This is a genomic window from Bradyrhizobium sp. WSM3983 (genome assembly GCF_000473045.1).
Lineage (GTDB): Bacteria > Pseudomonadota > Alphaproteobacteria > Rhizobiales > Xanthobacteraceae > Bradyrhizobium.
On record NZ_AXAY01000045.1, the window covers coordinates 1 to 14355 of the forward strand.

Annotated in this window: 12 protein-coding genes and 1 tRNA gene; 11 read left to right on the forward strand and 2 right to left on the reverse strand. The window is 63.3% G+C overall.

Annotation, left to right across the window (positions count from 1 at the left end; all coding sequences use genetic code 11):
* Positions 1 to 632: 632 nt before the first annotated feature.
* Positions 633 to 1418, reverse strand: coding sequence for an SDR family NAD(P)-dependent oxidoreductase (locus YUA_RS0137650; protein WP_027535273.1), 786 nt, complete (start codon positions 1416 to 1418; stop codon positions 633 to 635).
* Between the two features lie 133 nt (positions 1419 to 1551).
* Here YUA_RS0137650 and YUA_RS0137655 point away from each other — a divergent pair, with 133 nt between their 5' ends.
* Positions 1552 to 2250 (forward strand): histidine phosphatase family protein, encoded by a 699-nt coding sequence (locus tag YUA_RS0137655; RefSeq protein ID WP_027535274.1) that lies wholly within the window; start codon positions 1552 to 1554, stop codon positions 2248 to 2250.
* An 86-nt stretch (positions 2251 to 2336) separates the two neighbouring features.
* Complete coding sequence (locus YUA_RS0137660) at positions 2337 to 3104, forward strand: SDR family NAD(P)-dependent oxidoreductase (protein ID WP_027535275.1); 768 nt, start codon at positions 2337 to 2339, stop codon at positions 3102 to 3104.
* 182 nt (positions 3105 to 3286) lie between these two features.
* Here YUA_RS0137660 and YUA_RS0137665 read toward each other — a convergent pair whose 3' ends face one another.
* Complete coding sequence (locus tag YUA_RS0137665) at positions 3287 to 4510, reverse strand: serine hydrolase (RefSeq protein WP_027535276.1); 1224 nt, start codon at positions 4508 to 4510, stop codon at positions 3287 to 3289.
* Positions 4511 to 4675: 165 nt separating this feature from the next.
* On the opposite strand from YUA_RS0137665, the gene YUA_RS0137670 reads away from it, so the two are divergent.
* From YUA_RS0137670 to rpoB, 9 genes are all read left to right on the forward strand, one after another.
* Positions 4676 to 4751, forward strand: a tRNA-Trp gene (locus YUA_RS0137670).
* A 348-nt stretch (positions 4752 to 5099) separates the two neighbouring features.
* Entirely contained in the window at positions 5100 to 5291 is a 192-nt protein-coding gene (secE, locus tag YUA_RS0137675) for a preprotein translocase subunit SecE (RefSeq protein ID WP_007611620.1), read from the forward strand.
* Entirely contained in the window at positions 5291 to 5851 is a 561-nt protein-coding gene (gene nusG / locus YUA_RS0137680) for a transcription termination/antitermination protein NusG (RefSeq protein WP_051383611.1), read from the forward strand. The genes secE and nusG overlap by 1 nt, the downstream gene beginning before the upstream one ends.
* Before the next feature lie 134 nt (positions 5852 to 5985).
* Positions 5986 to 6414 carry a 50S ribosomal protein L11 gene (rplK, locus tag YUA_RS0137685; RefSeq protein ID WP_027535278.1) on the forward strand — a complete coding sequence of 143 codons (429 nt, stop codon included), beginning with the start codon at positions 5986 to 5988 and terminating at the stop codon, positions 6412 to 6414.
* Positions 6415 to 6420: 6 nt separating this feature from the next.
* Entirely contained in the window at positions 6421 to 7113 is a 693-nt protein-coding gene (gene rplA, locus YUA_RS0137690) for a 50S ribosomal protein L1 (RefSeq protein WP_035972797.1), read from the forward strand.
* A gap of 107 nt (positions 7114 to 7220) precedes the next feature.
* Complete coding sequence (locus YUA_RS0137695) at positions 7221 to 8174, forward strand: 2-hydroxyacid dehydrogenase (RefSeq protein ID WP_027535280.1); 954 nt, start codon at positions 7221 to 7223, stop codon at positions 8172 to 8174.
* Between the two features lie 579 nt (positions 8175 to 8753).
* Positions 8754 to 9272 carry a 50S ribosomal protein L10 gene (rplJ, locus tag YUA_RS0137700; RefSeq protein ID WP_027535281.1) on the forward strand — a complete coding sequence of 173 codons (519 nt, stop codon included), beginning with the start codon at positions 8754 to 8756 and terminating at the stop codon, positions 9270 to 9272.
* 54 nt (positions 9273 to 9326) lie between these two features.
* Positions 9327 to 9704 carry a 50S ribosomal protein L7/L12 gene (rplL, locus tag YUA_RS0137705; protein ID WP_027535282.1) on the forward strand — a complete coding sequence of 126 codons (378 nt, stop codon included), beginning with the start codon at positions 9327 to 9329 and terminating at the stop codon, positions 9702 to 9704.
* A gap of 473 nt (positions 9705 to 10177) precedes the next feature.
* On the forward strand, positions 10178 to 14296 hold the full coding sequence (gene rpoB, locus YUA_RS0137710; protein ID WP_027535283.1) for a DNA-directed RNA polymerase subunit beta: 4119 nt from the start codon (positions 10178 to 10180) through the stop codon (positions 14294 to 14296).
* The last annotated feature ends 59 nt before the right edge of the window (positions 14297 to 14355 follow it).

A 14355-nucleotide genomic window follows, 5' to 3' on the forward strand; every position in this document is an offset into this window, starting at 1 on the left:
CCATCATCCACTCCCTTCCTTGCTCGGTTCGGGCTCAAAGCCCATGCAACTGTTCGGGTTGAGGAAGACACCGGATCTGTCCCTCGCTCCCCGACAGGCTCAAGGCCTTCGAGCACGAACGGGCTCAGATCCAGCGACGGGCGGTTGGTCAGAACCGCCCGTTCGCACATTCTGGCAGATTTTCCGGACACAAGAGCACGCCATAAGCCGTTCCAACCACTGCGCAGGGAAGGCCGGGATGCCTCCGGCTGCCCTGTTACCCGCTGTGCAGTGTAGCGCAATCTACTCATGGCATAGCGGTCAATGGGAGCCAGCCGGCTCCCGGCCTTCCCTGCGCCCTCTTTCAAATGAGGGTGAGGCGACCAAGCAAAGCTCGGGCGAAACAAGCCGCGAGGATGCGAAGGTGTGTCTGCAATGACGGTGTTGATGCCGTTGCGCGCACACTACTTCCCCACCGTCGTCCCGGCGAAGGCCGGGACCCATAACCCCAGGGTGGAGTTTTGCGAAGATATGTCGTTCGGGATCGGCACCATGCGCAAGCCGATAGACCTCGCGGTATGGGTCCCGGCCTTCGCCGGGACGACACCGAGAGTGTGGCGGCACCTCGCAAACCGAAGCTGGAGACCAGCCAGTCAAACCGGCTTCCCCGTATACGGCATCGATGCCGTCAAACCGCCATCCACCGGGAACGCCTGGCCGTTCACATACGACGCCTCGTCGCTGGCCAGGAACAATCCCATCGCTGCGAGCTCGTGCGGCTGGCCGGGGCGCTTCAAGGGGTTGAGCTGGCCGATCTTGTCGGCGGTACCGCGTTCCTTGGCGCGGTCGAAGATCGGCTTGGTCATGCCTGTTTCGATCAGGCCCGGGCACACCGCGTTGATGCGCACGCCGGTGCCGGTGAGCGAATAGGCGGTGGTTTGCACCAGGGAGATCACGCCCGCCTTGCTCGCGGCGTAGGGATGACCACTCGCGCCGGCCTTGAGGCCTGCGACGGACGCGGTGAGCACGATTGCGCCGGATTGCTGTTTCACCATGTGCGGCATCGCATGCTTCACCGCGAGGAACGGACCGATCAGATTGATGCGTAGCACTTCCTGCCATTGTTCCACGGTCTGCTCGCCGAGCGGAACGAGCCCGCCGGAGACGCCGGCATTGGCCCAGATCACGTCGAGCCGGCCGTGCGTCTTCACAGCCATGTCGATGACGGCGATGACGTCCGTCTCGGAGCCGGCATCGGCGATCATCGCTTCCGCAACGCCGCCGGCCTTCTTCACCTCATCGACGGTCTCCTTCACCGCCTCGGTGCGATCGACCGCGATCAGCTTGGCGCCTTCCCTGGTGAACAGCAGCGCAGCCGCGCGGCCGATGCCGCTGCCGGCGCCGGTGATGATGACGGATTTGCCTTGCAGACGGCCCATGCGTTTCTCCCTTTGGTAATCGCGCGACGCTTGCCGCGCGACGGAATTTCAAACAGAATTTCAAACGGTAAAGTGTCTTGAGACACGTTCGCTACTGACGTACAGCGACATCACACGGGATGGAAGAGCTTCGATGGCAACCGCAGACAAGCCGAATGTGGTCACGACACGCTGGTGGTGGGTTCGTCATGCGCCGGTGCGCAATGACGGCGGCAATATCTACGGACAGGGCGATCTCGCCTGCGACACCAGCGACACCTACGTGTTCAATGCGGTTGCCAAGGTGCTGCCACGCAAGGCGGTCTGGTATTCGAGCAATCTGATGCGCACCCACCAGACCGCGGAAGCGATCTGGGCGGCGGGCTACCCGAAGCCCGCGTCAATGAAATGGGAGGCGGATCTCGCCGAGCAAAATCTCGGGACATGGCAGGGCATGAACCGCGCCGCTTTCGTCGCAAGCCGTCCCGTCGGTTCGAGCTGGTTTGCCGACATCAACGAGCCCGCGCCGGGCGGCGAAAGTTTTATGGATCTCTACAACCGCACCCGCCGCACCGTCGAGCGGATCAACAATGAGGCGGCCGGGCAGGACGTGATCGCGGTCGCGCATGGCGGCACCATCAAGGCGGCGATCGGGCTCGCGCTCGACGGCCAGGTGGAGCGGGCGCTGTCGTTCGACATCGACAATGTCTCGATCACGCGGCTCGATTGTTTCGCAAGCCCCGAGCGTTCGGTCTGGCGGCTGCCGATGGTGAACCAGCAGCCGTGGATTGCCGATGATGCGCATGCGGAAATGCATCAGCCGGCGGGACCGGAAGTGAAGAAGCTCGCCTGAGGCCCAAGCTCGCCTAAAGCCATTGTCCGTTCGCGGGGACACGGCGTAAGCTTCACACCAATCAAATCACACTCCGGGAGAGAAACATGACCTTGTTCGACATGAAGGGCAAAGTTGCCGTCATCACCGGCTCGACGCGCGGCATCGGGCTTGCGATCGCCGAGCGCATGGCCGAGCACGGCGCCAAGGTCGTGATCTCCTCGCGCAAGGCCGATGTCTGCGACGAGGTTGCCAAGGGCATCAACGACAAATTTGGCAAGGGCACCGCGGTCGCGATCGCGGCGAACATCTCGTCCAAGGAGAATCTGCAAAATCTCGTCGACGAGAGCAACCGCGCCTTCGGCAAGATCGACGTGCTGGTCTGCAACGCCGCATCGAACCCGTATTACGGCCCGCTCGCCGGAATCTCCGACGATCAGTTCCGCAAGATTCTCGACAACAACATCGTCGCCAACAACTGGCTGATCTCGATGGTGGTGCCGCAGATGATCGAGCGCAAGGACGGCTCGGTCATCATCGTATCCTCGATCGGCGGCCTCAAGGGCTCGACCATCCTGGGCGCCTACGCGATCTCGAAGGCTGCCGACATGCAGCTCGCGCGCAACCTGGCTTGCGAATACGGCAAGCACAACATCCGCGTGAACTGCATCGCGCCGGGTCTGATCAAGACCGACTTTGCGAAAGCGCTGTGGGACAATCCGGAGAACCTGAAAGCCTCGACCGCGCGCTCGCCGCTGCTCCGCATCGGCATTCCCGACGAGATCGCGGGCGCCGCGGTGTTCCTGGGATCCGCGGCCGGCGACTTCATGACTGGCCAGACCATGGTGATCGACGGCGGCGCGACGATTAGCTGAGGCGATTGCGCAGGAGTGGCGCGCAGCTCACCCACACACAGGTGTCATCGCCCGCGAAGGCGGGCGATCCAGTATCCCAGAGGCCAGCGTTAGGGAGTTCGCTCTCACCACATCTGCCGCGGCGTACTGGATGCCCCGCCTTCGCGGGGCATGACAGCGAGAATGTGGAAGCGGGTCTGCCCTTAATCCACCGCCGCGTAAACCAGATCCCGCACCAGCGTCCGCGTAAAATCGCGCTGGCCCGGGCCCTGGCTCATGAACACCGCGAACAGGTCCTCCTTCGGGTCGATCCAGAAGAACGTCCCCGCAATGCCGCTCCAGAAATACTGGCCGACGCTGCCCGGGAAGGGCGCGATGCCGGCCTCGCGGCGCACGGCGAAGCCGAGGCCGAAACCGTGGCCGGGCGACAGCAGCGTGCCGTTGGTCACGACATCAGGCCCGAGGTGATCGGACGCCATCAGCTCCAGCGTCTTGCGGCCGATGATCCTGTTGCCGTCGAGCGTGCCGCCATTGCGCAGCATCAGCGCGAAGCGGGCGTAATCCATCGTGGTCGAGACCAGACCGCCGCCGCCGGACTCCATGACCGGCTGCTCCAGCATGTTGAACAGCGCGACCTTGTCGCCGGTCCAGGGATCGGCTGCGAACGGCTGGGCGAGGCGGCCGGCATTGGCTTCGCTGGTGGAGAAGCCGGTCTCGGTCATCTGCAGCGGCGCGAGGATGCGTTCGGTCAGGAACGTTCCGAGCGATTTGCCGCTGACAATTTCGATGATGCGGCCGAGAATGTCGGTGGAGCGGCTGTAGTTGAACTCCTCGCCGGGGTGGCAGACGAGCGGGAAGCTCGCCACCAGCGCAGCGTGCTCGGCATTGGTGATCTTGCGGCTGCGGACCCGAGACTCCTGGTAGAGCTTGTGCACGGGGCCGTCGCCCTGGTGCTCGTAGGTGAGGCCCGAGGTGTGGCGAAGCAGGTCCTGCACCGTCATCGGCCGCTTCGGTGGAACCAGTTCCAGCTTGCCGCCGCTGACCACGCCGACCTTCTGGTCGGCGAACTCCGGAATGAATTTTGCGACGGGATCGCCGAGCAGGAGGTGGCCGTCCTCAACCAGCGCCATGATGCCGACCGACACGATCGGCTTGGTCATCGAGAAGATCCGGAAGATCGAATCAAGCGCCATGGGCGCGGACCCGGTTGGGCTCTGCTTGCCGAGCGCCTCGAACCAGCCGACCTGGCCGCGCCGGGCTACCAGCACAGTCGCGCCGGGCACGGTTCCCTTGTCGATCTCGCGCTTGAACGCGTCCGACATCGCCTGGAGGCGGAGGCGCGACAGGCCGACCGTCTCCGGCTTGGCCTCGGGCAAAGGCGGGGTTTTTGGCGCGGTCGCGGCGTGAGGGGCGGCTGTCGCGGTCATGGGCACTCCCGGTTGTTCTTGATTATCGGGAACGAACTCTGGCCCAGAAGTCGCGGTACAAACAAGCGAAGCCAGCGCGCTTCACCCTTGCAATCCGTCCTTGCAATCGAGCCGTCCCCTGTGCTTGAAAGCGGCCCTGATCCGTGCGGCGACGCGAGGGTCCGTAGGAGTGTAGCTCAATTGGTAGAGCACCGGTCTCCAAAACCGGGGGTCGCAGGTTCGAGCCCTGCCACTCCTGCCAACCCATCCCGACAATCAGGATCGACAGGGCAGGACGGCGGCGGGCCGAAGAGCTCGGACCGTGGATCATGCGGGGTCCATAAGCCCTTGATCCGCATCGCGTCCGCGAGCCGGGCCCGCGGGCATTCCGCCTCGCCCACACCTTGACCTTTGGCCCTATCCGCAGTAGATACCCGGCACTCGCAGCCGGCCCGTTGAGATGCGGATATCCGGCGCGGCTTTGAAATCCCCGAACAATCGAGCCCGGTTTTCCGGCTCATCCTTCGAGACAGAGGGCTGGGCCACAGGCGGCTGTTCGGATCCCTGAAATCTTTAATCGCGTCTGGCAACGGACGTTGGACCTCAAACGATGGCAGTCAGCCCGTTCAAGTTCTTGCAGGAAGTGCGCTCGGAGACCGCCAAGGTCACCTGGCCGACCCGTCGTGAGACCACGATCACCACCATCATGGTGTTCGTGATGGTCGCCGTGGCCTCGATCTTCTTCTTCGCCGCCGACCAGATCATCCGTTACCTCATCACCTTCCTTTTGGGCATTCACTGATGGCAACAGCAGCCGCTGCAACCCAATCGACCGACAAGCGCTGGTACATCGTCCACGCCTATTCGAACTTTGAGAAGAAGGTCGCCGAATCGATCCGCGAGCAGGCCAAGCAGCGCGGGCTCGAGGAGCTGTTCGAGCTGGTGCTGGTTCCGACCGAGAAGGTCACGGAAGTGCGCCGCGGCCGCAAGATCGACGCCGAGCGCAAGTTCTTCCCCGGCTACGTGCTGGTGAAGATGAAGCTGACCGACGAGGCGTTTCATCTGATCAAGAACACGCCGAAGGTCACGGGCTTCCTCGGCGCCGAGAACAAGCCGATGCCGATCTCGGAGAACGAGGCGATGCGCATCCTGCACCAGGTGCAGGAGGGCGTGGAACGGCCGAAGGCGTCGGTGTCGTTCGAGATCGGCGAGAACGTGCGCGTGGCCGATGGCCCCTTCGCCTCGTTCTCGGGTGTTGTCGAGGAAATCGACGAGGCGCGCTCGCGCGTGAAGGTCGCGGTGTCGATCTTCGGCCGCGCCACGCCGGTCGAACTGGAATTCGGTCAGGTCGAGAAGGTCTGATCGGGTCACGCGGGAAGCCGATCAGGCTTCGCGCAAAGAGAGGCCGTGGGAGGGAGAGGGCGGTTGCCAGCCGCATCCGACCCAGACCACGAACCTGAAACCGCCGGTCCAGGCCGGCACAACAGGAGTGATACATGGCAAAGAAAGTGACCGGATACCTGAAGCTTCAGGTCCCGGCCGGTGCGGCGAATCCCTCGCCCCCGATCGGTCCCGCGCTCGGTCAGCGCGGTCTCAACATCATGGAGTTCTGCAAGGCGTTCAACGCCCAGACCCAGAAGGAAGAGAAGAACACCCCGATTCCCGTCGTGATCACGATCTACGCCGATCGTTCGTTCACGTTCGAGATGAAGACCCCCCCGATGTCCTTCTTCCTCAAGCGGGCTGCCAAGATCCAGTCTGGCTCGAAGGCGCCGGGCCGTGACAAGGCCGGCAAGGTGACCAAGGCGCAAGTGCGTGAGATCGCCGAGAAGAAGATGAAGGATCTCAATTGCGACACCATCGAATCGGCCATGAAGATGGTCGAGGGCTCTGCCCGTTCGATGGGTCTGGAAGTGGCGGGGTAAGGGCTCATGACAATCGGAAAGCGTTTGAACAAAGCCCGCGAAGGTGTTGACCGCGAAAAGCTTTACCCGCTCGCGGACGCCATCAAAATGGTCAAGGAACGCGCGAAAGCGAAGTTCGACGAGACCATCGAGGTCGCGATCAATCTCGGCGTCGATCCGCGTCACGCCGACCAGATGGTTCGCGGCGTCGTGACCCTGCCGAACGGCACCGGCCGTACGCTCCGCGTCGGCGTGTTCGCCCGCGGCGCCAAGGCTGACGAAGCCAAGGCCGCAGGTGCCGACGTCGTCGGCGCCGAAGACCTGGTCGAGAAGGTGCAGAACGGCTCGATCGATTTCGACCGCTGCATCGCCACTCCCGACATGATGCCGCTGGTCGGTCGTCTCGGTAAGGTGCTCGGCCCGCGCGGCCTGATGCCGAACCCGAAGATCGGCACCGTGACCATGGACGTCACCGGTGCGGTGAAGGGTGCCAAGGGCGGCTCGGTCGAGTTCCGTGTCGAGAAGGCCGGCATCCTGCAGGCCGGCGTCGGCAAGGCCTCGTTCTCCGAGGAGAAGCTGGTCGAGAACATCAAGGCGCTCGCCGATGCTGTCTCGAAGGCGAAGCCGGCTGGCTCCAAGGGTACGTACATCCAGCGCGTTGCGGTGTCCTCGACGATGGGCCCCGGCGTGAAGGTCGAACCGGGCACCATTCTTGGCTAAGGTCTGCCTCGGCTAGAGGTTTGGAAATTGCATGAGGCGATGGGCGGAATTGGGCAACCGATTCCGCCCCTCGTCGTTTGTGGCGTCACTGACCGGAAACAAGAACAATGGCTGACAAGGTCCTGATCTATTCGCGCTTTCCCAAGACGATGATGGCGCGCTTCGCCGAGCGGTTCGAGCTGCTCGACACCGGTGGCAAGCCCGCGCACGAGGTGTTTTCGGCCGCCGAGCTCGGCGGCATCCGAACCATGCTGACCGCCGGCGGCTCGCCGCTCGGCGCCGAGGCGATGGACCTGTTTCCAAAGCTCGGCGCGATCGTCTGCTACGGCACCGGCTATGACGGCGTCGACCTAAAGGCTGCCGCTGCGCGCAAGATCGCGGTCGGCCACAGCCCCGGCGCCAACGCGGCCTCGGTCGCCGACATCGCGATGACCCTGATGTTGGCGACCACGCGGCGGATCCCGGTCGCCGACCAATATGTCCGCAGCGGCGATTGGGCGGCCTCGAAGCAGTCGCCGATGATGCGGCCGCAGGCCGGCATGCCCGGCCGCCGCATCGGCGTCTACGGCATGGGCGAGATCGGCCGCAAGATCGCCGCGCGCTGCGCCGCGTTCGAGAGCGAGGTCGGCTATTTCAGCCGCAGCAAATACGATTTGCCCTATCAATATTTCCCGACCCTGGAGGCGTTGGCCGACTGGAGCAGCGTGCTGATGATCGCGGTCCGGGCAGGGGCCGGGACCCAGCATGTGGTCAACGCCGACATCCTCAAGCGCCTCGGCGCGAACGGGTATGTCGTCAACATCTCCCGCGGCTCGGTCGTCGACGAGAAGGCCCTGGTCGCGGCCTTGACTGACCAGACCATCGCCGGCGCCGGCCTCGACGTCTTCGAGAAGGAACCGCACGCTCCCGACGCCCTGACCGCGCTCCCGAACGTCGTGTTCGCCCCCCATATCGGCGGCCACACCCTCGAATCGCACGTCGCCATGCAGAACTGCGTGCTGGCCAACCTGAGCGCGTTCTTCGAGGGCAAGCCGCTGCCCTATGGGGTCAAATCGGCCTGAATCGGCCCTTGTCAGGCCGCCTCAAGCCCTGAAGGCAACGGATTGGAACTGGTGTGAATTTTGCTCTTGGCAAGCAGGCAGAGAGCGGTTAAAGAACCGCTTCCGGACGTGCCGGCCTTGGCTGGCGCGTCCGTGCACGCATTCCGAAAACCCGACACGCAGGAGATCATTCCTTTTCAGGACGTCCGTAAGGATTTGCCCGAAAAGGAAGGAAAATCCATCGGTTGGTGGGATGCGGGCAGAGGTCAGGCGGTTCGCCGGCTGGCCTTGTCCTGTCCAAGACTGCAGGCGCCTGCGGGAAATTTCGATTTCTCAACGGCTTAATCGCATGGCCTGCATAGACGGGTGAAGACCGGATTTCACTTCGCTTCTCACTTTAGGGTGGTCGCGAAGGAGTTTGGTTCGGACCTCGACACGCCGTGGGCTCCAACGAGCTCCCGGAGGGCAGGCTTTGAATTGTCGTCTCGCCCGGCGCGTGTCCGATGGGTTTTGACCCTGAGGTTCAGGTTTTGGGTGGGACGGTGGGTGCAACCCGGCGGTCCCGCTTTTGCGATGACCGCCAACCGGAAAGAGCTTGCTGTGGAACGAGCGGCAAAAAAGGAAGCGGTCGAACAGCTCAATGGGGTCTTCAAGACCACGAGCGTCGCGGTCGTTGCCCAATATTCCGGCCTGACCGTTGCCCAGATGCAGAAGCTGCGCATGCAGATGAAGCAGGCTGGTGCCTCGGTGAAGGTCTCGAAGAACCGTCTCGCCAAAATTGCTCTTGAAGGCACTGACGTCGTTGCCATCGGCCCCATGCTGAAGGGACCGACCGTGATCGCCACTTCGAACGATCCGGTAGCGGCGCCAAAGGTCGCCGTCGAATTCGCCAAGGTGAACGAAAAGTTCGTCATCGTTGGCGGTTCGATGGGAACGACCGTCCTGAATGTCGACGGCGTGAAGGCCCTTGCCTCGCTGCCGTCGCTTGACGAACTGCGCGCCAAGATCGTCGGCCTGCTTGTGGCCCCGGCGACCAAGCTCGCTCAGCTCGCCAACGCGCCCGCGGGCAAGCTCGCGCGCGTCATCCAGGCTCATGCCTCAAAGGGCGAAGCGGCCTGACGCCCTTCGCAAAACTCAAACCCGAACCAGACTTACACCTAAGGAAACTGAACAATGGCTGACTTGCAGAAGATCGTTGACGACCTCTCGAGCCTCACCGTGCTCGAAGCTGCCGAACTCGCAAAGCTCCTCGAAGAGAAGTGGGGCGTTTCGGCTGCCGCGGCTGTCGCCGTGGCCGGCCCGGCTGGTGGTGGCGCTGCTGCCGCTCCGGCGGAAGAGAAGACCGAGTTCACGGTCGTTCTGGCCGCCGCCGGCGAAAAGAAGATCGAGGTCATCAAGGAAGTCCGCGCCATCACCGGCCTGGGCCTGAAGGAAGCAAAGGACCTCGTCGAGGGCGCGCCGAAGCCTGTCAAGGAAGGCGTGAACAAGGACGAAGCCGAGAAGATCAAGGTCCAGCTCGAGAAGGCTGGCGCGAAGGTCGAGCTCAAGTAAGCAACGCTTACTGGCGGGGTCCCGGGCCGAGCTCGGGGCCTTGGTCCATCCTTCAAAAGGGTGGGCCGGATGCAAAAGGCGTGCGACGGATCGTCCCGACGCAGGCCGAACACGAAAATGTGTGGGGATTTGAGGGTATACCCCTCGAATCTCCACTATTGTCGCCCCATATCGGGTCGGCAGCACGAAAGCGCGGTGGGCAGGGATGCGGGATTTCCCTGTAAGCCGTTGGGAGAGCAGGCTATTTCGGGCTTTTGCAGTCCGTGAAGACGATCGTTGTGACGGGCGGGCGTGCCTATGCGCCCCGCGCGTCGTTTTGCGTTTTGAAGGTCTGAAGAACAGATTCAGGACATGACGGCCTGAAACTGGATTTTCGGTTCCCCAAAACGGGTTCGAAAAATTCAACCCGGGGAGCGGCGGCAGCCGCGTCCTGGACGGCGCGCCCAGAGCGGGCGACGAAATGAGAGGCCACGATGGCGCAGCAGACATTCACCGGTCGCAAACGCGTTCGCAAATTCTTCGGACACATCAAGGAAGTCGCCGAGATGCCGAACCTCATCGAGGTTCAGAAGGCGTCCTACGACCAGTTCCTGATGGTCGACGAACCCGCGGGCGGACGCCTCGACGAGGGCCTGCAGGCCGTGTTCCGTTCGGTGTTCCCGATCTCGGACTTTTCGGGCACCTCGATGCTGGAATTCGTGCGCTACGAGTTCGAGCAGCCGAAGTACGACGTCGACGAGTGCCGCCAGCGCGGCATGACCTTCGCGGCTCCCCTCAAGGTGACGCTGCGCCTCATCGTGTTCGATATCGACGAGGAAACCGGTGCGAAGTCGGTCAAGGACATCAAGGAGCAGGACGTCTACATGGGCGACATTCCGCTCATGACGATGAACGGCACCTTCATCGTGAACGGCACCGAGCGCGTCATCGTCTCGCAGATGCACCGTTCGCCGGGCGTGTTCTTCGACCACGACAAGGGCAAGACCCATTCCTCGGGCAAGCTGCTGTTCGCCGCACGCGTGATCCCGTATCGCGGCTCCTGGCTCGACATCGAGTTCGACGCCAAGGACATCGTCTATGCGCGTATCGACCGTCGCCGCAAGATTCCGGTGACCTCGCTGATGTTCGCCCTCGGCCTCGACGGCGAGGCGATCCTGTCCACGTTCTACAAGAAGATCCTCTACAAGCGGACCAAGGAAGGCTGGCGCGTTCCGTTCGACGCCAATCGTTTCCGCGGTTACTCGACCATCAACGACCTGATCGATGCCGACACCGGCAAGGTCGTGCTCGAGGCCGGCAAAAAGCTCACCGTGCGCGGTGCGCGTCAGATGCAGGAGAAGGGCCTCAAGGCTCTGCGCCTGTCGGATGAGGAACTCGTCGGCAACTATCTCGCCGAGGACCTCGTCAACCCGAAGACGGGTGAGATCCACGCCGAAGCCGGCGAGGAAATCACTGACAAGTCGATGAAGGCCCTCAACGAGCACGGCTACAAGGAACTGCCGCTGCTCGACATCGACCACGTCAATGTCGGCGCCTACATCCGCAACACGCTCTCGGCCGACAAGAACATGACGCGTGAAGACGCGCTGTTCGACATCTACCGCGTGATGCGCCCGGGCGAGCCGCCGACGCTGGATTCGGCGCAGGCGATGTTCCAGTCGCTGTTCTTCGACGCCGAGCGTTACGACCTCTCGGCGGTCGGCCGCGTCAAGATGAACATGCGCCTCGACCTCGATGCGCCCGACACCCAGCGTACGCTGCGCAAGGAAGACATCCTCTCCGTCATCAAGACGCTGGTGGATTTGCGCGACGGCAAGGGCGAGATCGACGACATCGACCATCTCGGCAACCGCCGTGTGCGCTCGGTCGGCGAGCTCATGGAGAACCAGTACCGCATCGGCCTCCTGCGCATGGAGCGCGCGATCAAGGAGCGCATGTCCTCGGTCGACATCGACACGGTCATGCCGCAGGACCTGATCAACGCAAAACCGGCCGCAGCTGCCGTGCGAGAATTCTTCGGCTCCTCGCAGCTCTCGCAGTTCATGGACCAGACCAACCCGCTGTCCGAGATCACCCACAAGCGGCGCCTGTCGGCACTTGGACCGGGCGGTCTGACCCGCGAGCGCGCCGGCTTCGAGGTGCGCGACGTGCATCCGACGCATTACGGCCGGATCTGCCCGATCGAGACGCCGGAAGGTCCGAACATCGGTCTGATCAACTCGCTCGCCACCTTCGCGCGCGTGAACAAGTACGGCTTCGTCGAGACGCCTTATCGCAAGGTGAAGGACGGCCGCGTCACCGACGAGGTCGTGTACCTCTCGGCGATGGAAGAGGGTCGCTACACGGTCGCGCAGGCCAACGTGCCGCTCGACCCGAAGGGCCGCTTCACCGAAGACCTCGTGGTCTGCCGTCACGCCGGCGAAGTCTTGCCGGTGACGCCGGACAAGGTCGACTACATGGACGTGTCGCCGAAGCAGCTCGTTTCGGTCGCCGCGGCGCTGATCCCGTTCCTCGAGAACGACGACGCCAACCGCGCGCTGATGGGCTCGAACATGCAACGCCAGGCGGTGCCGCTGGTTCGCGCCGAGGCGCCATTCGTCGGCACCGGCATGGAAGGCGTGGTTGCGCGTGACTCGGGTGCTGCGATCGCGGCGCGCCGTTCGGGCGTGATCGACCAGATCGACGCGACCCGCGTCGTGATCCGCGCCACCGAAGATCTCGATCCGACCAAGTCGGGCGTCGATATCTACCGGCTGATGAAGTACCAGCGCTCGAACCAGTCGACCTGCATCAATCAGCGTCCGCTGGTGAAGGTCGGCGACATCGTCAAGAAGGGCGACATCATCGCTGACGGTCCGTCGACCGATCTCGGCGAACTTGCGCTCGGCCGCAACGTGCTCGTCGCGTTCATGCCGTGGAACGGCTACAACTTCGAAGACTCGATCCTGCTCTCCGAGCGGATCGTGAAGGAAGACGTCTTCACCTCGATCCACATCGAGGAGTTCGAAGTGATGGCCCGCGACACCAAGCTCGGGCCTGAGGAAATCACCCGCGACATTCCGAACGTTTCGGAAGAAGCGCTGAAGAACCTCGACGAAGCCGGTATTGTCTACATCGGTGCGGAAGTGCGCGCCGGCGACATCCTGGTCGGCAAGATCACCCCGAAGGGCGAAAGCCCGATGACGCCGGAAGAAAAGCTTCTGCGCGCCATCTTCGGCGAGAAGGCCTCCGACGTTCGCGACACCTCGCTGCGCGTTCCCCCGGGCGTGCAGGGCACGATCGTGGAAGTCCGCGTGTTCAACCGTCACGGCGTCGACAAGGACGAGCGTGCGCTGGCGATCGAGCGGGAAGAGATCGAGCGTCTGGCCAAGGACCGCGACGACGAGCAGGCGATCCTGGACCGCAACGTCTACAACCGTCTTGCCGAGCTCCTCGAGGGACGGCAGGGCATTGCGGGCCCGAAGGGCTTCAAGAAGGACACCAAGATCACCCGTGCGGTGCTCGAGGAGTATCCGAAGTCGCAGTGGTGGCTGTTCGCTTCGCCGAACGACAAGCTGATGGCCGAGATCGAGGCCATGCGGAAGCAGTACGACGAGTCGAAGAAGGGGCTTGAACAGCGCTTCCTCGACAAGGTCGAGAAGCTTCAGCGCGGTGACGAATTGCCGCCCGGCGTGATGAAGATGGTCAAGGTCTTCGTCGCGGTGAAGCGCAAGATCCAGCCCGGCGACAAGATGGCCGGCCGCCACGGCAACAAGGGCGTGGTGTCGAAGATCGTGCCGATCGAGGACATGCCGTTCCTCGAAGACGGTACGCATGCCGACATCGTGCTCAATCCGCTCGGCGTGCCTTCGCGCATGAACGTCGGACAGATCCTCGAGACCCATCTCGGCTGGGCCTGCGCCGGCCTCGGCAAGCGTATCGGCCAGACGGTCGATGCCTACCTGTCGAAGCAGGACATCAAGCCGCTGAAGGAAACCTTGAAGAAGGTCTACGGCGAGGACGAGACGATCAAGACGCTCAACGACAACGAGCTGCTTGAACTCGGCCACAATCTGAGCCGCGGCGTGCCGATCGCGACGCCGGTGTTCGACGGCGCCAAGGAAGCCGATATCGAGGAGATGCTGAAGCTTGCGGGTCTCGACGCTTCGGGTCAGTCGACCGTCTATGACGGCCGCACCGGCGATGCCTTCGACCGCAAGGTGACGGTGGGCTACATCTACATGCTCAAGCTGCACCATCTCGTCGACGACAAGATCCATGCGCGTTCGATCGGTCCGTACTCGCTCGTCACCCAGCAGCCGCTGGGCGGCAAGGCGCAGTTCGGCGGCCAGCGTTTCGGCGAAATGGAGGTGTGGGCGCTCGAAGCTTACGGCGCGGCCTACACGCTCCAGGAAATGCTGACCGTGAAGTCGGACGACGTCGCCGGCCGTACCAAGGTGTACGAGGCGATCGTGCGTGGCGACGACACCTTCGAGGCCGGTATCCCGGAATCGTTCAACGTGCTGGTCAAGGAAATGCGCTCGCTCGGCCTCAACGTCGATCTGCACAATTCCAAGGTGGGACCGGCGCCGACGTCGGAAGCGGCCGAGTAATTCGACCTTTCATGCCCGGCCTTCGCGGCCGGGCATTGGCGCCCCTCCCGATGCCTTGA

Excerpts from the sequence above, each read along its gene's own strand:
- YUA_RS0137650 (WP_027535273.1), bottom strand. The coding sequence starts at position 1,418 with ATGGGCCGTCTGCAAGGCAAATCCGTCATCATCACCGGCGCCGGCAGC.
- YUA_RS0137655 (WP_027535274.1), top strand. The coding sequence starts at position 1,552 with ATGGCAACCGCAGACAAGCCGAATGTGGTCACGACACGCTGGTGGTGG.
- YUA_RS0137660 (WP_027535275.1), top strand. The coding sequence starts at position 2,337 with ATGACCTTGTTCGACATGAAGGGCAAAGTTGCCGTCATCACCGGCTCG.
- YUA_RS0137665 (WP_027535276.1), bottom strand. The coding sequence starts at position 4,510 with ATGACCGCGACAGCCGCCCCTCACGCCGCGACCGCGCCAAAAACCCCG.
- secE (WP_007611620.1), top strand. The coding sequence starts at position 5,100 with ATGGCAGTCAGCCCGTTCAAGTTCTTGCAGGAAGTGCGCTCGGAGACC.
- nusG (WP_051383611.1), top strand. The coding sequence starts at position 5,291 with ATGGCAACAGCAGCCGCTGCAACCCAATCGACCGACAAGCGCTGGTAC.
- rplK (WP_027535278.1), top strand. The coding sequence starts at position 5,986 with ATGGCAAAGAAAGTGACCGGATACCTGAAGCTTCAGGTCCCGGCCGGT.
- rplA (WP_035972797.1), top strand. The coding sequence starts at position 6,421 with ATGACAATCGGAAAGCGTTTGAACAAAGCCCGCGAAGGTGTTGACCGC.
- YUA_RS0137695 (WP_027535280.1), top strand. The coding sequence starts at position 7,221 with ATGGCTGACAAGGTCCTGATCTATTCGCGCTTTCCCAAGACGATGATG.
- rplL (WP_027535282.1), top strand. The coding sequence starts at position 9,327 with ATGGCTGACTTGCAGAAGATCGTTGACGACCTCTCGAGCCTCACCGTG.
- rpoB (WP_027535283.1), top strand. The coding sequence starts at position 10,178 with ATGGCGCAGCAGACATTCACCGGTCGCAAACGCGTTCGCAAATTCTTC.